At 71.8% G+C, this 17,314-nt stretch carries 15 protein-coding genes; 8 read left to right on the top strand and 7 right to left on the bottom strand.

What is annotated here, in order from left to right; translation table 11 throughout:
• Positions 1–50 precede the first annotated feature (50 nt).
• From OG568_RS38335 to OG568_RS38325, 3 genes are all read right to left on the bottom strand, one after another.
• A complete protein-coding gene (locus OG568_RS38335) occupies positions 51–2,309 on the bottom strand; it encodes a molybdopterin oxidoreductase family protein (RefSeq protein WP_329534854.1) in 2,259 nt (752 codons plus the stop codon).
• 150 nt (positions 2,310–2,459) lie between these two features.
• Positions 2,460–3,077, bottom strand: a complete 618-nt coding sequence (locus tag OG568_RS38330) for a TetR/AcrR family transcriptional regulator (RefSeq protein ID WP_329534853.1) — start codon at positions 3,075–3,077, stop codon at positions 2,460–2,462.
• Positions 3,074–3,709, bottom strand: a complete 636-nt coding sequence (locus OG568_RS38325) for a nuclear transport factor 2 family protein (protein ID WP_329534852.1) — start codon at positions 3,707–3,709, stop codon at positions 3,074–3,076. The genes OG568_RS38330 and OG568_RS38325 overlap by 4 nt, the downstream gene beginning before the upstream one ends.
• Positions 3,710–3,910: 201 nt before the next feature.
• Between OG568_RS38325 and hmgA the strand changes: the two genes are divergently transcribed.
• Genes hmgA through OG568_RS38310 form a run of 3 tightly spaced genes read left to right on the top strand, consistent with a single transcriptional unit; the run spans position 3,911 to position 7,261 of the window.
• Positions 3,911–5,251: a homogentisate 1,2-dioxygenase gene (gene hmgA / locus OG568_RS38320; protein ID WP_329534851.1), complete on the top strand. Its 1,341-nt coding sequence runs from the start codon at positions 3,911–3,913 to the stop codon at positions 5,249–5,251.
• Between the two features lie 28 nt (positions 5,252–5,279).
• Positions 5,280–6,029 carry a GntR family transcriptional regulator gene (locus OG568_RS38315; RefSeq protein WP_266581438.1) on the top strand — a complete coding sequence of 250 codons (750 nt, stop codon included), beginning with the start codon at positions 5,280–5,282 and terminating at the stop codon, positions 6,027–6,029.
• A gap of 41 nt (positions 6,030–6,070) precedes the next feature.
• The gene (locus OG568_RS38310) at positions 6,071–7,261 is read left to right on the top strand and encodes a type ISP restriction/modification enzyme (protein ID WP_329534850.1); all 1,191 of its coding nucleotides are present in this window, start codon (positions 6,071–6,073) and stop codon (positions 7,259–7,261) included.
• A gap of 28 nt (positions 7,262–7,289) precedes the next feature.
• Here OG568_RS38310 and OG568_RS38305 read toward each other — a convergent pair whose 3' ends face one another.
• Positions 7,290–8,003 (bottom strand): TetR/AcrR family transcriptional regulator, encoded by a 714-nt coding sequence (locus tag OG568_RS38305; RefSeq protein ID WP_266581440.1) that lies wholly within the window; start codon positions 8,001–8,003, stop codon positions 7,290–7,292.
• A 64-nt stretch (positions 8,004–8,067) separates the two neighbouring features.
• Between OG568_RS38305 and OG568_RS38300 the strand changes: the two genes are divergently transcribed.
• Together OG568_RS38300 and OG568_RS38295 are read left to right on the top strand one after the other, a co-directional pair.
• Positions 8,068–9,054 (top strand): ATP-binding cassette domain-containing protein, encoded by a 987-nt coding sequence (locus OG568_RS38300; protein ID WP_329534849.1) that lies wholly within the window; start codon positions 8,068–8,070, stop codon positions 9,052–9,054.
• Positions 9,051–9,833 (top strand): ABC transporter permease, encoded by a 783-nt coding sequence (locus OG568_RS38295; RefSeq protein WP_329534848.1) that lies wholly within the window; start codon positions 9,051–9,053, stop codon positions 9,831–9,833. Before OG568_RS38300 ends, OG568_RS38295 begins: the two co-directional genes overlap by 4 nt.
• A gap of 245 nt (positions 9,834–10,078) precedes the next feature.
• Here the strand turns inward: OG568_RS38295 and OG568_RS38290 are convergent, their stop codons facing one another.
• From OG568_RS38290 to OG568_RS38280, 3 genes are all read right to left on the bottom strand, one after another.
• The gene (locus OG568_RS38290) at positions 10,079–10,348 is read right to left on the bottom strand and encodes a hypothetical protein (RefSeq protein WP_054231078.1); all 270 of its coding nucleotides are present in this window, start codon (positions 10,346–10,348) and stop codon (positions 10,079–10,081) included.
• Positions 10,349–10,463: 115 nt separating this feature from the next.
• Positions 10,464–11,288 (bottom strand): anti-sigma factor, encoded by an 825-nt coding sequence (locus OG568_RS38285; RefSeq protein WP_329534847.1) that lies wholly within the window; start codon positions 11,286–11,288, stop codon positions 10,464–10,466.
• Between the two features lie 184 nt (positions 11,289–11,472).
• Positions 11,473–12,015, bottom strand: a complete 543-nt coding sequence (locus tag OG568_RS38280; protein ID WP_329534846.1) for a sigma-70 family RNA polymerase sigma factor — start codon at positions 12,013–12,015, stop codon at positions 11,473–11,475.
• A 274-nt stretch (positions 12,016–12,289) separates the two neighbouring features.
• Here OG568_RS38280 and OG568_RS38275 point away from each other — a divergent pair, with 274 nt between their 5' ends.
• From OG568_RS38275 to OG568_RS38265, 3 genes are all read left to right on the top strand, one after another.
• Entirely contained in the window at positions 12,290–13,813 is a 1,524-nt protein-coding gene (locus OG568_RS38275) for a DUF4331 domain-containing protein (protein ID WP_266415756.1), read from the top strand.
• Between the two features lie 138 nt (positions 13,814–13,951).
• A complete protein-coding gene (locus OG568_RS38270) occupies positions 13,952–15,541 on the top strand; it encodes a tetratricopeptide repeat protein (protein ID WP_329534845.1) in 1,590 nt (529 codons plus the stop codon).
• Positions 15,538–17,268 carry an urease accessory protein UreH domain-containing protein gene (locus OG568_RS38265; RefSeq protein ID WP_329534844.1) on the top strand — a complete coding sequence of 577 codons (1,731 nt, stop codon included), beginning with the start codon at positions 15,538–15,540 and terminating at the stop codon, positions 17,266–17,268. Before OG568_RS38270 ends, OG568_RS38265 begins: the two co-directional genes overlap by 4 nt.
• The last annotated feature ends 46 nt before the right edge of the window (positions 17,269–17,314 follow it).

The following is a 17,314-nucleotide window of genomic DNA, read 5'->3' as shown; positions in this document are numbered from 1 at the left end:
ATAAGCGCAAAACTCCAGGTCACAGGCTTGTCTCGGTGAGCGGGGGCCCGCTACGGGCATGCCGCGAGCTCCACGGGCACCCCGTTGAGCACCGCCGTGCCCGACAGCGGGTCGAGGAGCGAACCGTCGAGGAGCTGGTTGACGTTGACGCCCGGGTCCAGGGCCGCGTGGCTCATCCGGGTGCCGGGGCGGTCGTGGCCCCAGCCGTGCGGCAGGCTCACCACCCCGCGTCGTACGGCGTCCGTGACCTCGGCCGGGGCCACCACCTCTCCCCCGGCGCCCTTGACACGGACGGCCGCCCCGTCGGCGAGGCCGAGGCGTGCGGCGTCCTCGGGGTGGATGTGCAGGGTGCAGCGGTTGGTGCCGCCGGTGAGGGCGGGGACGTTGTGCATCCAGCTGTTGTTGGAGCGCAGATGGCGGCGGCCGACGAGGACGATCGCCGCCGGGCGCTCACGCAGAGCCGCGCGCAGCCGGGGAAGATCGTCGGCGATCGGCGCCGGCAGCAGCTCGATCTTTCCGCTGCGCGTCTTCAGCGGTCCCGGCAGACGCGAGCGCAGCGGTCCGAGGTCGATGCCGTGCGGGTGCGCGAGCAGCTTCTCCAGGCTCAGGCCGTCGGGCCGGGCGCCGAAGCCCTCGCCGTACGGGCCGAGGCGCAGCATCATGTCGAGCCGGCGTTCGGGGCCGCTCTCGCCGGTGAGCCGCGCGGCGAGTTCCTTCGGGTCGCGCTCGTGGACGGGGCCGTGCGGGTCCTGGACGGCCTTGCCGAGGGTGGAGTCGATGACCATGGCGTCCACGGCGGACGGGTCCGCGCCATGCATGCCGGTCGCGGCGAGCACCAGCCGGGCGAGGATCTCGGTCTCGGCCATGCGGCCCGGTTCGAGGGGGACGGCGGGGCGGTTGTAGCGGACCTGGTTGCGTACGGCGAGGGTGTTGAAGGCGAAGTCGTGGTGGGCGCTCTGCGAGGGCGGGGGCGGCGGCAGTACGACGTCGGCGTGGCGTGCGGTCTCGTTCAGGTACGGGTCGACGCTGACCATGAAGTCGATGGAGTCGAGGGCCTTGTCGAGGCGGTTGCCGTCGGGGGCCGACAGTACGGGGTTGGCGGCGATGGCGATGAGGGCGCGGATGGGGCTGCCCTCGGGTGTGGCGGTGTCGATCTCCTCGGCGAGTGCGGCGAGCGGCAGTTCGCCCTTGGCCTCGGGATGGCGGCTCACCCGGCTGTGCCAGCGGCCGAGCGCGAAGCCGCGACCGGGCCCGGCGGGGCGGGGTGTCCTGTCGGTGGCGGCCTGCGGGAAGAGGGCGCCGCCGGGGCGGTCGAGGTTGCCGGTGAGGATGTTGAGGACGTCGACGAGCCAGCTGGCGAGGGTGCCGTGCGGGACGGTGCAGCTGCCGATGCGGCCGTAGACGGCCGCGGTGGGGGCGGCGGCGAGTTCGCGGGCGAGCGCCCGGATGGTGTCGGCGTCCACGTCGCAGGCCGCGCTCGCGGCCTCGGGGGTGAAGTCCCGTACGGCGGTGGCGAGTTCCTCGACGTCCTGGACGTGCGGGGCGAGGTCGCGCAGGTCGACGAGCTTCTCCTCGAAGAGGACGCACGTCATCGCGGCGAGCAGCAGGGCGTCGGTGCCGGGACGGACGGTGACGTGACGGTCGGCGAGTTTGGCCGTACGGGTGGTGCGCGGGTCGATGACCGTCAGGGTGCCGCCGCGGGCGCGCAGCGCCTTGAGCTTGCCGGGGAAGTCGGGGGCGGTGCACAGACTCCCGTTGGATTCCAGGGGGTTGGCGCCGATGAGGAGGAGGTGGTCGGTGTGGTCGAGGTCCGGGACCGGGATGGCGTTGGCGTCGCCGTAGAGCAGGCCGCTCGAGACGTGTTTGGGCATCTGGTCGAGCGTGGAGGCGGTGAAGACGCTGTGGGTGCGCAGTGCGGTGAGCAGGACGGTCGGGTAGAGGGCGCCGGCCATGGTGTGCACGTTCGGGTTGCCGAGGACGACGCCGAGGGCGTGCGGGCCATGCCGCTCGACGACCGGGCCGAGGCCCGCCGTGATCGCGTCGAAGGCCTCTTCCCAGGTGGCCTCGCGCAGTTCGCCGTCCGTGCGGACGAGGGGCGTGCGCAGCCGGTCGGGGTCGCCGTCGGCCGCGCCGAAGGAGGCGCCCTTCGGGCAGATGAACCCCTTGCTGAACACGTCCTCGCGGTCGCCGCGGGCCCCGGTGACCCGGGTGCCCTCGATGGTGAGCGTCAGCCCGCAGGTGGCCTCGCAGAGGGGGCAGACGCGTAGGGCGGTGCGGGAGTCGGGGGTGGTTCCGGACGTGCGGGACACGGGTCCTCCCGGAGGGCGGTGACGGCGGTGGCACACGGACTGGGCCGAGCATACCGACCGGTACGGATGGGAGGGAGGGCTTGAAGGGGGTGAGGTCGGAAAATCGCGTACCTCTCCCCCCGGTCCACGCGCGCTTCAGGGGGGAGCGGTTCAGTCCAGCACTCTGGCCAGGTACGCGCGCAGCAGCTCCCGTGTCTCCTCGATGATCCGCTCGTCCCCCTCCGGCGCGATCCGGAAGGCCAGGTGGACCAGGCTGTCGGCGGCTTCCACGGCGACCAGGAAGACGCGGCGCAGGTCCTCGTCGGGGGTGCGGTCGAGATAGTCGGAGAGGAGGTCGGTGAGGCGGTCGGCGACGCGGGTGTTGGGCTCGGCGTCGCGGGAGCCGACGGGTATCTGGTTGCCGAAGTCGACGAGGGAGAAGCCGGGGGCGGTGCGTTTCATGGCGAGGTACTCGTCGAGCACGGCGTCCATGGCGGCGCGCCAGCCTTGTGCGTCGGTCGCCCGGAGGCGTTCGGTGACGCGTTCGGTGTAGCGCTCGAGGTTGCGCTGGGCGAGCGCGTCGGCCATGGCGCGCTTGTTGCCGAAGAAGCGGTAGACGGAGCCGATGGGGACGCCCGCGCGCTGGGCCACGGCCCGGGTGCTCAGGGCGTCGTAGCCGACCTCGTCGAGGAGGGCGGCGCAGGCGTCGAGGATCCTGGTCAGTCGTTCGGCGCTGCGCCGCTGAACGGGCGCACGGCGCAGCGAGGTCGCTTGGGGCACAGGCTTCATGATGCCTGCCCGCCGGGGTCCGGTGAACCTCCGATATCGGCACGGGCCACGATGCCGCTCCCGCTCACCGCCGCTGCCGGTGTCGACACGAGGGGCGAGGTCGGTGTCGCGGACGGTATCGCGGACGATGTCGACGCGGCCCCGGAGGCGGTGATGTCCGCCGTGCTCTCGACGGGCTTGCCGCCGACGGCCCACGCGGTGCGGTCGTCCGCGTAGAGGCGCGCGGTGACGTGGTGCGTGCCGCGTGGGACCAGGTCGCCGGTGAGGTGGTACTCGGCGGTGCGCAGAGTGGCGAGGGTCCGGCCGTCCAGGGACAGCAGCGCGACGCCGCGGCCCGCCACGGCTTCCGCCTTCACGGCGGCGGGCGAGAAGCGGAAGCGGTGGACGGTCAGGAGTACGTCCCAGCCGTCGTCGGAGTCCGGCTGGACCTCGATGGCGACCTCGGGTGCGCTCTTCTTGTCGACCTCACGGTAATGACGTCCTTCTTTGTCCGTCTCGTCCAGGATCTTGCCCACGGGCGAGGGCGACACCGCGTCCCTCCGCTCGTGTGCGGCGCCGGTGCCGCAGCCCGCGGATCCGCCGAGCAGGGCGCAGACCGCGAGCGCGGCGAGCAGTCCACGCTTCCACGACATGCCGGGGAGATTAGAACAACGCTCTGACAGGCGGATCCCCCTGGAGTCGGGTTCTTGGGCCGTGCCGCCAGCCCTGGGGTGTACTCCGCACGGAGGTTCCGGCGCCCCGCGTGCGCCGGCCACGCACCTCGGCGTACCTCTTGCGCGCGAAAAACCTGAATCCTACGGTGAAGCATAGGAATCAGGCGCGAGGGAGCGATCATGAGCGGGGACGCGAGGAAGACGGCCGAGGGGCTGACCTACCTCACCGGATTCGGCAACGAACACAGCTCGGAGGCGCTCCCCGGGGCGCTGCCGCACGGCCGCAACGCGCCGCAGCACGCCCCCCTGGGGCTGTACGCGGAGCAGCTGAGCGGTACGGCGTTCACGGAGCCGAGGGCGCACAACCGGCGTTCGTGGCTGTACCGGATCCGTCCGTCGGCCGCGCACCCCGCGTTCACGCGCACGGACAACGGCGCGCTGCGTTCGGCGCCCTTCACGGAGACCGAGCCCGACCCGAACCGGCTGCGCTGGAACCCGCTGCCGGAGCCGGCGCGGGGCACGGACTTCCTCGCGGGCCTGTGGACGGTGGGCGGCAACGGCGACGTGACGCAGCGCACCGGCATGGCGGTGCACCTGTATCACGCCGATACCTCGATGGACCGTGTCTTCAGCGACGCCGACGGGGAGCTGCTGATCGTGCCGGAGCGCGGCGGGCTGCTGCTGCGGACCGAGTTCGGGCTGCTGCACGTGGAGCCGGGCGGAGTGGCGCTGATTCCCCGTGGGGTCCGCTTCCGGGTGGAGCTGCTGGACGAGGCGTCCGACGGCGGGCAGAGCCCGGCCGCCCGAGGCTATGTCTGCGAGAACTACGGGGCGCCGTTCCGGCTGCCCGACCTCGGCCCGATCGGCGCCAACGGACTCGCCAACGCGCGGGACTTCCTCGCGCCCGTCGCCGCGTACGAGGATGTCGAGGGCCCGGTGGAGGTGGTCAACAAGTTCTGCGGCAACCTCTGGACGGCGACGTACGACCACTCGCCACTGGATGTCGTCGCCTGGCACGGCAACCATCTGCCGTACGTCTACGACCTGCGCCGTTTCAATGTGATCGGCACGATCAGCTACGACCACCCGGACCCGTCGATCTTCACGGTGCTGACCTCGCCGAGCGACACCCCGGGTCTCGCCGGCGTCGACTTCGTGGTGTTCGCGCCGCGCTGGCTGGTGGGCGAGGACACCTTCCGGCCGCCGTACTTCCACCGGAACGTGATGAGCGAGTACATGGGGCTCATCGAGGGGGCGTACGACGCGAAGGCGGAGGGCTTCGTCCCGGGGGGCGGTTCGCTGCACAACATGATGTCGGCGCACGGGCCGGACCGGGAGACCTTCGACCGGGCCAGCGCCGCCGAGCTGCGGCCGCAGAAGATCCACGACGGGCTGGCGTTCATGTTCGAGACCCGGTGGCCGGTGACCGCCACGGCGCAGGCGGCGCACGCGGAGCATCTGCAGCGCGGGTACGACGACGTGTGGCAGGGCCTCCAGCGGCACTTCGGCCCGTTGCACTGAGCGTCGGCGACCGGTACGGATATCCCTCGTGACCTCCTTCGCCCCGGACTCGATCGTCCTGAACCGCAAACTCCCGCTCTGGTATCAGGTGTCGCAGTCGCTGCGCGCCTCGATACTCGGGCGCTCGCCCCAGGACCCGCTGCGCCTGCCGACCGAGGAACGGCTGGCGGGCCACTACGGGGTGAGCGTGCTCACCATGCGGCAGGCGCTGAAGGAGCTGGAGGACGAGGGGCTGATCACCCGCCATCGACGGCGGGGCACGTTCATCGAGCCGAGCGCGCAACGGGGCGCTCCGGTGCGGCTGCTGGGCTCGGTGGACACGATCGTCGCGCAGCAGTCGGGCATGACGACCGAGCTGCTGGACCACGGGACCGTACCGGTGCCGGCCGAACTCGCCGAGCACTTCCCGGATCTGGCCGAGGTGGGGACGTACCACCGGCTGCGCGGCGACGAGAAGACCGGCGAGCCGACGAACCACGCGCGCAACTACGTCCGTCCCGAACTGGCCGCGCGGATCGACCCGCAGGACCTGGTGCGCTGGCCCATGACCAAGGTGCTGCGGGACGTGGTGGGGGTGCGCATCAGCCGGATCACCGACACGGTGGAGGCGCGGCTCGCGGATCCCGAGACGGCCCGGCTGCTCCAAGTGCCGCTGCTCAGCCCGATCCTGCACTACACGGGCATCGTGCACGGCGAGGACGGCCGCGCCCTGGACGTGGCCCGCATCCACTACCGCGGTGACCGCTTCTCCTTCACGGTCACCCTCGACGCCCACTGACGATGGCGTACCAGGACGGCGCGCACCGCCCACGTCGTACGATGCCGGGCGTGACGCACGACGACGCTCCGCTGCTCGCGGACCTCATGCCGTGGTCCGTCGCACCGCCGAGGCTGGGCCGGGGGTGGCCGACGGCACCGGACCCCGCGTCCCTGAAGGCGCGCTGGGACGCGCTGTTGAAGGCCGAGGGGCGAGGCCGCGAGGCGCTGTTCGGCTCGACGCGGTCGCGCACGACGCACTCGGCCGTGGGGCAACTGCCCGGGCAGTCCAGTGGGACGGTCCGGCTGGAGCGGGAGTCGGGGCCCTGTCCGGAGCCGGTGCGCGTCCTGCACGGCCCGTTCGACGAGCAGTGGCTGATTCCGGACCACCGGCTGATCGACGCGGCGCGCCCCGAGTTGTGGCGGGTGGCCGACGGGCGGCAGGTGTTCGCGGTGGAGCAGACGGTGGCGGCGGAGGCGTCGGGGCCGGCGCTGCTGGCCGCGTCCGTGCTGCCGCTGAGCGCGGGCCGCGGCGGCCGCGTGCGCCCCCTCTACCGGCGCCCCGGGGGCCTCGAACCGAACCTGGCGCCCGGACTGTCGGAGCACCTCGGCACCCGCCTCGGCCACTCCCCCGATCCCGTCGACGTCCTCGCCTGGACGGTCGCGGTCGCGCGGTCCGGCCGGGACGGATGTGCCGTCCCGCTCACCGCCGACCCGCACACGTGGGCGCAGGGCGTCGGGTTGGGGCGCCGGATGCTGTGGCTGATGCGCCGCGACGGCGAACGTCCCAAGCTCCCCGGCGGCCGCCGCCCTTACGTTCGCGCCCCGCTCCCCCCACGCCCCTTCGACGTGCGCTACGACCGTGACGAGGAGGCCCTCCACCTCGACGAGGGCCGTATCTCGCCCGTGCCACCGGAGTCCTGGGACTTCGAGGTGGGCGGAGTGCGCGTCCTGGAGCAGTGGTTCGCGGCCAGGACCGAGCCGGCCGAACCGGTCGAGCCGGGCACCCTGGAGGCGATCCGGCCCGCCGGCTGGCCGCAGGCCTGGACGTCCGAGCTCCTGGAACTGATCACGGTGCTGGCGCTGCTCGCGGAACTGCGCCCTCAGCTGGCCGAGGTGACGATCGACTCGCCGATCACGCGGACCGAGCTGCGCGAGGCGGGCGTGCTGCCGGTTCCGGAGGCGGCGCAGCGGCCCGCGTCCGTCCTCGACCACCACGAAGAGGGCCCCGAAGGACAGTTCGCGCTGATCTGACCCCCGTAGGCTTCAGAGCCCCGTTGATCTAACCCTTTGGTTCGAACGCGTCCAGCACCCGCCCCAGCGTCCGCTCGAACACTGCCTCCAGGTCGATCGGCCCCGCGTCCTGTGTGAAGGCGGCCGCCATGCGCGGATACGCGCCCGTCGCGATCCGGCTGCCGAGGTAGGCGGTCCGCATCGCCTGCTCCTGCTCCTCGGACCAGGGCAGGGAGCGGGTGCGCTCGGCGGTGGCCAGCTCGTTGCCGACGTACGTCGTCACCACGGCGTTGAGCATCGCGATCAGCTCCATCTTCGTGCCGTACGACGCGTCCAGCGGGTCGAGGCAGACGAGACAGTGCTCCAGGTAGCGCAGGGCGTTGGGGCTGAAACCGTAGACCGGGGACATCAGGCGCGGCAGCCACGGGTGGCGGTGCATCAGGGTACGCGTCTGATGGGCGACCCGGAGCATGTCGGCGCGCCAGTCGCCGGTCGGCTCCCAGGAGTCGTGCTCACCGCTGATGGCGTCGACCATCAGCTCGTACAGGTCCTCCTTGCGGGGGACGTAGTTGTACAGCGACATCGTGCCGCAGCCCAGTTCGGTGGCCACATGCCGCATCGAGACCGCGTCGAGCCCGTCCGTGTCCGCGATCCGCACCGCGGCTGCCGCGATGTCCGCCCGGCTGTACGCCGCCCGCGGACCCCGGCCCGCGCGCTCGGGGCGGGCCCAGATCACTTCGGGTACGGCACTGCGCCCTGTCATGTCGTCGATCACCTCGCCACCATCCTAGTTACGTACACCGTACGTAGTGCGCTATGGTCACCCCATGACAACTACGTACACCGTACTTAGTGAAGGTCTGGAGAAGAGCTTCAAAACCAAGGGAGAGGTCGTCCACGCGGTGCGCGGGCTGGATCTCGCGGTGGCCGAGGGCACCGTCTGCGGGGTGCTCGGACCGAACGGCGCGGGCAAGACCACCGCCGTACGCCTGCTCACCACGCTGCTGCGGCCCGACGCGGGGTCCGCACGGGTCGCCGGGCACGACCTCGTACGGGAGGCGGCCGCGGTGCGGGGCGCCATCGGGGTCACCGGGCAGTACGCCTCCGTCGACGGGGACCTCACCGGGCGTGAGAACCTGCGGCTGTTCGCACGGCTGCACCGGATGCGGGACGCGCCCGCACGGGCCGGCGAACTCCTCGAACGCTTCGGGCTCGCCGAAGCCGCCGACCGGCCCGCGTCCACCTACTCGGGCGGTATGCGGCGCCGCCTCGACCTCGCGGCGAGCCTGATCCGCCGCCCCGAGGTGCTCTTCCTCGACGAGCCCACCACCGGGCTCGACCCGGCCAGCCGCAACCAGATCTGGGAGGCCGTGCGCACCCTGAAGGGTGAGGGCACGACCGTAGTGCTGACCACGCAGTACCTGGAGGAGGCCGACCAACTCGCGGACGACATCGCGCTCGTGGACCACGGCAGGGTCGCGCACACCGGATCGCCCGCCGAACTCAAGGCGCTCATCGGCTCGTACGCGGAGGTCGTCGTCGCCCACGCCGACGCGATGCCCGGCGCGGCGGCCGTCCTCGACCGGCTCACCGGCTCCGCACCGGTCTTCACCCAGGAGCGGCACGCGGTCGGGGCGATGACCACCGATCCGACACTGACCCTGCCCCGGCTCGTCCGTGAGCTCGACGCCGCGGGCGTGCCCCTGCTCGACGTGAGCCTGCGGCCACCGACGCTCGACGACGTCTTCCTGCGCCTCACCGGGGGCGGCACCGACCGCACCGACCGCACCGACCGCAAGGAGCTTGTGACATGACCGCATTGACGTACGACGGGACCGCGATGCTGGGGCGGCACCTGCGGCGGATCCGGCACAATCCCGGGCTGCTGATCCTCACCCAGACCATGCCGATCACGATGCTGCTGTTCTTCGGCTATGTCTTCGGCAGCGCCCTGGCGACACCGGGACAGGAGTACCGCGCCTTCCTGCTGCCGGGACTGCTGGTGGCGACCGCCGCCAATGGGATCATGACCGGCATGTTCCAGGCCGCCCAGGACTCGCACCGGGGCGTGATGGACCGCTTCCGTACGCTGCCGATGAGCCGGGCCGCCGTGCCGCTCGGGCAGGCGCTCGCCGACCTCGTGGTCACCGCCGTGGGCACGGTGCCGCTGATGCTGGTCGGGCTGGCCGTGGGCTGGCGGATCGAGGGATCGACCCTCCGGGCGGTGGCCGGCGTCGGGCTCCTGCTGCTGTTCCGGTTCGCGACGACGTGGATCGGCATCGCGCTGGGGCTCGCCTCACGGAGCGAGGAGGCGGCCGGGCAGCTGGGCGGCGCGACGTTCATCCTGCCACTGCTGTCCAACGCGTACATCCCCACCGACAACCTGCCGGGCTGGCTGCGCACGGTGGCCGAGTGGAATCCGATCAGCGCGGTGACCACGGCGCTGCGGGACCTCTTCGGGAACGCGCCGGTCCCAGGCGAGGGGGCCTGGCCGGTGACGCATCCGGTGGCCGGGGCGCTGACCTGGTGCGCCGTCATCCTCGCGGTGTTCGTGCCACTCGCCGTGCGCCGGTACGCGACCGGCGAGCGATGACACCAACAGGCGTTCGGGCACACGGGGTTGACAACGGCGGGGGCTGGGGGGAGGGGATGCCGAGAGCCGCCGCGCGCCGCCGGGTGGGGATGAGGCGCACGAAAGAGTGAACAGGGGTGACCCGCGCTCGGGAAGCACACCGGGGCGCCGCTGCGCGCCGTGGGGATGACGGGCGGCGAGAGCGCAGCGCTTACGCCAGGGCGGTGTGGTCGCCTGAGCGCGGGTTCGAGTACCGCGCGACCGTACTAGTGGCCGCCGAACAGCGAACGACGCAGTCGTTTCAGAGGGGCGAAGAGCGAGACCCGCCGTACGCGCGCGCCCCTCCCGCTGCTGTCGTGCGCGGTGTCACGCGCGGTGAGCTCACGCATCAGCGAGGTCGCCTCGGCCGTCTCGCGCTGCGGGACGGCAGGGCCACCCAGCACCGCCAGATGACGGTCGAGGCGCGAACTGGTCGCGCTGCTCCCGCAGGTGATCGCAGGGACACGTGCCCTGCTGCGCACTGTTATCTGTTCCATGTCTCTCCCCACCCGTACGAGTCCACCCGGCCCGGGCAGGCTAACCCTATCGCTCCCTCGTGGCACTCGTGTATCGCGGTGGCAGGATTCACCTTCCCCGTAAGGGTGTTGACGGTTACTCTCCGAATCCAACCGATTTCAGGGCGAGTTGCGCAACTGGCGAGGTAGTGGGCTGTGTCGAGCCGCCCTGCGGCTCGACGGTGACAGCGAGTGACGTGGCGTTCGTATTCAGTCCGTCGGCTATCAAGGGCGTGTCTCCCTCGAAGAGCCCCAGGGAGCGCGGTTGCACGTTGGGGCGCATGAGCCACAACTGATGCACGCGCCCCCCCGATGGAGTGCCGAGTCCGCTCAGGGTCACGACGGCGCGCCGCTCCGATGCGGAGGCGACCACTCCGATTCCGCGGCCCTGTGCGTCCCGGTCGCTCGTCGCCCGAGCGTCGGGGGCGGCCAGAACGTGGGCGATCTCACGCGCCTGGGCCCGCTCCTGGTCCAGCTTGTCCTGGGTCTGTGTCGCCTGGACGGCGAAGAGGGACGCCACGACGAGCGCCGCGGCGGCGGTGGCGGTGGAGAGCGGGGCGAGCAGCGACCGGAAGCGCGGGGTCCGGCCGCGCACGGGCCCGTGCGCGGCGCGCCCACGGGGCACGCCGTTCGGCAACGCCTGCGACGGGTGGGCGGGGTGCGACGGGTCCGGCGCCTCCTGAGGAGTCGTGCGTACGGCGGTCAGGACCCGCTCGCGCAGGGCGGCCGGGGCGGGGGCCGTCGTGGACCAGGCGAGCCGCACCGCGTCCTCGCTCAGCTCCCGCACCTCGGCCTCGCACCGGAGGCAGCCCTGCAGATGGCGCTCGAAGCGGCGGCGTTCGTCGGGTTCCAGCGCGTCGAGGGCGTAGGGGGCGGCGAGCGAGTGCAGATCGCGACGCAGCAGACGGTCGAGGACGCTCATACGACGCCTCCCAGTGGGTGCGGGGCGCTGCTGGGCAGTTCCAGGGCGCGGATACGGGGGTGTCGGGAGCCGGGGAGAAGGCGCCTCGGGTGTGGAACACGGATACGGCGGCCGAACTCGAGGACCGGGGCAGGGGCCTGACGGCCCGGCACGCCGTCCCCGTGGCGCGGTGTCCGGCGCGCGCTCATGCCGCACCTCCCAGGCAGTGGCGCAGGCGTGTCAGGCCGTCGCGCATACGTGTCTTGACCGTGCCGAGCGGCAGGGACAGACGTTCGGCGACTTCGCGGTAGGTGTAGCCGTCGTAGTAGGCGAGGGTGACGGACTGCCGTTGCAGGGTGGTGAGCCGCTCCAGGCAACGGCGTACCCACTCGCGTTCGAGCCCGGCCTCCACCTCCTCGGCGACCTGGTCGAAGGCGGGGGGATGGGCGCGCTGCCCCTCGCGCTGCTCGCGCTCGGTGGCCGCGCGGGCGCTGCGGACCCGGTCGACGGCCCGACGGTGGGCGAGGGTGAGGATCCAGGACAGGGCGGTGCCCCGGCCGGGGTCGAACCGCGCGGCGGAGCGCCAGAGCTCGAGCAGCACCTCCTGGGCCACCTCCTCCGACTGGGCCACGTCCCGCACCACACGGCGCACGAGCCCGAACACGGGCCCGGACACCTGTCCGTACAGCTCCTCGAATGCCTTCTGGTCGCCTCCGGCCACGAGCACCAGAAGTTCGTCCGCCTCCACTCGTCCCCCCTCTCCGGCCGCGCGCGGCCTGTCCCTACGCCTACATGTTCGCAGCGCGAGCTCACTCGGATGGGTTACGGATCAGGACCGGCAAAAAACGGGTCGGTTGCCAAAGAGTGATGAGAGGTCAGTGAGAGCGCCGTGAAAGAAACCTCGCCCGTCGGTGAAACGAGCCGCGAAACCCGCCGTAAGAACGTTTGGGATTCGACCAATCCACCCCGGCGACCGCTCCGAATGGCGTGCGTCAGGCAATTGGGATCTGAGGACGGACGGCATGACACCTATATCCAGGAGTGGCTTGGGACGCAGGAGTCTCGCGACCCTCGTCTGTGGCGCGCTGGCCGCCGGGGGGCTCGTAGCCGCCGGCGTAGCCGCGCTGGACCCCGGGGCGGCCTCCGCCTCCAGTCACCGGGAGGCCCCGCTCATCTCGGGCACTCCCCAGTACGACAACACCGACCTGTACGCCTTCGTCAGCCCGGACAAGCCGGACACGACGACCGTCATCGCGAACTTCATCCCCTTCGAGGAGCCGGCCGGCGGGCCGAACTTCTACACGTTCGCCGACGACGCGCAGTACGACATCCACATCGACAACAACGGTGACGCGCAGAGCGAGCTGGTGTACCGGTACACCTTCAAGACGCACCGCAAGAACGGCGACACGTTCCTCTACAACACGGGCCCGGTCAACAGCCTGGACGACCCGGACCTGAACATCACGCAGACCTACGACATCGATCTGCTGCGGCTGCACAACCAGAAGCTGGTCTCCAAGACGAAGGTCGCGGACGACATCCCGGTCGCGCCGTCGAACGTCGGCAAGGCGTCGATGCCGGACTACACCAAGCTGCGCAACCAGGCCGTGTACAAGCTCGCGGGCGACTCCACGACCTTCGCCGGTCAGGCGGACGACCCCTTCTTCGCCGATCTGCGGGTCTTCGACCTGCTGTACGGCGGCAACCTGTCCGAGGTCGGGCGGGACACGCTCAAGGGCTACAACGTCAACACGCTGGCCCTGCAGGTGCCCAACTACATGATCCAGGAGTCGTCGCACCAGCCGATCGTCGGCATCTGGTCCACCGTGCAGCGCAAGGACGCCCGCGGCTACTACACGCAGGTCTCGCGCCTGGGCAGCCCGCTGGTCAACGAGGTCGTCAACCCGCAGAAGGACAAGGACAAGTTCAACGCGTCCTCGCCGTGGGACGACGCGCAGTTCCTGAAGAACGTGACCAACCCCGAGCTGCCCAAGCTCATCGAGGCGATCTACAAGATCAAGGCGCCCGCCGAGCCGCGCAACGACCTGGTCGACGTGTTCCTGAAGGGCGTGAAGGGTCTCAACCAGCCGCCCAAGGTGACTCCGGCGGAGGAGCTGCGGCTCAACACCTCGATCAAGCCCAGCATGCATCCCAAGCGGCTCGGTGTGCTCGACGGCGACAAGGCGGGCTTCCCGAACGGACGTCGGCTCGCCGACGACGTGATCGATGCCTCGCTGCGGGTCGTCGAGGGCGAGCTCCTCGGCCAGAAGACCGGCCTGTCGGACTCGGTCGACAAGAACGACAAGAGCTTCGAGAAGTCGTTCCCGTACGTGGCCGAGCCCACCTCGGGTTCGCGTGGAGCGCTGGCGAAGGGCACCGGCAACGACGTCAAGAACCAGCTGGGTGACGCTCTGCAGTCGGGCTCCGGCGGCACCGACACCATGCTGATCGCGGGCTCCGCGGCGGCGGGCGTGGCCGGGGTCCTGCTGATCGGCGCCGGCGTGATGTGGTGGCGTCGCCGCATGTACAACCGGGCCTACTGACCGGCCCTGCCCACCGGGCCCGTTGACCGGGCCCGGTGCACCGACTGGCGCGGCCCGCACCCACCATCCCCCACGGCGCGGGCCGCGCCGCCCCACCCCCCACGACGAACGTTCACCCAAGGACTTTGAGGAGAGGGCATGTCCCCGCGTACGAACGAGAGCGCGCCGGAGGGCGAGCCCGACGAGGTGACGACGGCCGCCCCGCAGCCTCCACACGACGCTTCCGCGCCCGAACCCGAGCCCGTGGCCAAGCCCGTGGCCAAGCCCGTGGCCGAGGACAAGGACAAGGCCGAGGACAAGGCCGAGCTGCCCGTGGCCGAAGACCCCTCGTCCGAACCCGAGGACCATCCGCCCGTGGTCGACGAACGCGTCGCCGCCGTCCGGCGGGTGTCCGCCTCGTCGCGTCGCTGGCGTGCGGCCCAACTCGGCCTGTGTGCCGCCTCGTTGGCCGTAGCGCTCACGGCCGGGGCCATGATCTTCGGAGCCCTGCGGGACGGCTCGGGCACCGCGGTCGCCGCCGCCCCCGGCGCCGTGTCGCCCCAGTTGCTGGCCAGTGGGGATCTCGACGCCAGCATCACCGCCCTGCAGGCCCATCTCCGCACGCAGCCGAAGGACTTCGACAGCTGGGCCACCCTCGGACTCGCGTACGTCGAGCAGGCCCGCACGAAGGGCGACCCCTCCCGCTACCCCCAGGCGCAGCAGGCACTGGACCGCTCCCTGAAGCTGCGCCCCGGCAACGAGTCGGCGCTCACGGGCCGCGCCGCCCTCGCCGCGGCACGGCACGACTTCACCGGCGCCCTGACCTACGCGGACAAGGTGCTGAAGGAGAACCCGTACAGCGAGCGCGCCCTCTCCTCCCGTATCGACGCGCTCGTCGAACTCGGCCGCTACGCCGACGCCTCGAAGGCCGCCGACCTGGCGGACTCGCGCCGACCGGGCGTCCCCGTCTTCACCCGGTACGCCTACGTCCACGAGCTGCGCGGCGATGTGAAGACCGCCCGCCGGGTCCTCGAGCAGGCGCTCGGCACCGCGACGAGCCGGGGCGACGTCTCCTACGTGGCGACGGCGCTCGGCCAACTCGCCTGGAACCAGGGCGACTACGCCTCCGCCCTGAAGTACTACGCACGGGCGCTCGCCGCCGACGACAGCTACCTCCCCGCACTCGAGGGCCGCGCCCGTGCCCAGGCCGCGCAGGGTGACCAAGCCGCGGCGATCAAGGGCATGGAGCAGGTCGTGGAGCGCTATCCGCTCCCCCAGCCCCTCGTCGAACTCGGTGAGCTGTACGAGGCACGCGGCCACGCCGGCGACGCCCAGAAGGCCCACGACCAGTACTCCCTTGTGACCGCCTGGGTCTCGCTGGCCCACTCCTACGGTGTCAACGCCGACCTGGACACGGCCCTCGCCGCCGCCGACCACGGCAACCGGGGCGACGCGCTCAAGGCGGCGCGCGCCGAGTGGGCCCGCCGCCACACCGTGCACACGGCGGACGCGCTCGCCTGGGCGCTGCACGTCAACGGCCGTGACAAGGAGGCCCTGCCGTACGCCCGCCAGGCCACGGCCACCGGCTACCACAACGCGTCCTTCCTCTACCACCGCGGCATGATCCAGCGCGCCACCGGCCACGAGAAGGAAGCCCGGGCCTCGCTGAAGTCGGCCCTCGACCTCAACGCGGGCTTCTCACCCCTGGGGGCCCGTGAGGCCCGCAAAGCTCTGGGGGAGGCCAAGTGAAGTCCCCTCGCACGCGCGGCCTGCGGGCGCGGTCCCCGCGGGGGAGGTCGCGTCGGCTGTTCGCCTCCTGCGCGGCCGTCCTCACCGCCGCCTGCGCCCTCGTCCTCGTCCCCACCGCGGCCGCGAGCGCGCATCCGCTCGGCAACTTCACCGTCAACCGCTACGACGGACTCGTCGCCGCCCCGGGGCAGTTGCGCGTCGGCCACGTCGAGGACCTCGCCGAGATCCCGGCCACCCAGGCGAAGCCCGACCTCGAGAAGCTCGGCATGACGGACTGGGCCCGGCAGCGCTGCGAGACGGCCGCGACCGGCAGCAAGGTCACCGTCGACGGACAGCCGGCCGCGCTCTCCGTCGTCACGAGCCACGCGAAGCTGCGCCCCGGGCAGGCCGGGCTCAACACCCTGCGCGTGGAGTGCCGGCTGACGGCCGCGCTGCCCAAGGAGGGCACGGTCTCCCTGGGCTTCCACAGCGCCGGGGCCGACCGGGGACCCGGCTGGCGCGAGATCACCGCGCGTGGCGACCGGATGACACTGGCCGCCTCGGACGTACCGACCAAGTCGGTGTCGCACGAACTGACCAGCTACCCCAAGGCGCTGCTCTCCTCCCCCGCCGACACCGCCACCGCGTCCCTGCGGATACGCCCCGGCGGCCCAGCCCTCGTCGAGGAGCGGGCGGAGGCGCCCGGCGCCTCGGTACTGCCCCGGGGCGCCGACCGCTGGACCGAGGCGCTGAACAACCTGGTGGCCCGCCATCACCTCACCCTCGGCTTCGCCGCGCTGGCCCTGGTCATCTCCGTGTTCCTGGGCGCCATGCACGCGCTCGCGCCCGGCCACGGCAAGACCCTGATGGCCGCGACGGCCGCGGCGCGCGGCGGCAAGGCGGGACTGCGTGACGTCCTTCCGCTGGCCGCCTCGGTCACGATCACCCACACCCTGGGCGTGGTCGCCCTCGGCCTCCTGGTGACGGCCGGTTCGGCCGCGGCGCCTTCCGTGATCGCCTGGCTCGGCATCGGCAGCGGCGTCCTGGTGACCTTCGCGGGCACCACGCTCCTACGCCGGGCCTGGCGCAACCGGCCGCGGCCACACGGCCATGGGCACGACCATGACCATGCCCACCCGCACCCGCACCCGCACCCGCACAGCCACGAGCACGCCCACGACCACGAACACCAGCACACCGAAGAGCACGAACGACCCCTGGTGCTCGCCCACGCCCACGCCTCCTCCGCGACGGCAGTGGCGGAGAGCAAGCCGCATACACACGGGCACGATCACGACCACCACCACGACCACGCGCACCCCCACCCCCACTCGCACGACTCCGCCGTCTCCCCCACCCTCGAACACACCCACGGCGGCTTCACCCACACCCACGAGGTCGCCCCCACCCTCCGCGGCACGATCCTGCTCGGCTTCGCGGGCGGACTCGTGCCCAGCCCCTCCGCCGTGGTCGTCCTGGTGGGCGCGGCGGCGCTGGGACAGGCGTGGTTCGGCCTTCTTCTCGTCCTGGCGTACGGCGTCGGTCTCGCCCTGACGCTCACGGCGGCCGGGTTCGCCGTCGTCAAGCTGGGCGACGGGATGAACCGTGCGCTGGCGAAGCGTCCCCGGTGGGCCGGTGGACCGACCGCGGCCCTGATCCGCAGGACCGCTCCCCTGGGCTCGGCGTTGATCGTCGTCGCTCTTGGGGCTGGATTGGTGTTCAAGGGGGCGGCATCCGCACTCGGCTGAGCTACTTTTGGGGAGAAATCGCGCGAAGAGACATCACGCGGATGCG

The organism is Streptomyces sp. NBC_01450 (genome assembly GCF_036227505.1).
In the GTDB taxonomy this organism is placed as follows: domain Bacteria; phylum Actinomycetota; class Actinomycetes; order Streptomycetales; family Streptomycetaceae; genus Streptomyces.
Note: the sequence above shows the minus strand (reverse complement) of the source record. Positions and strands in the feature narration are given on the sequence as shown.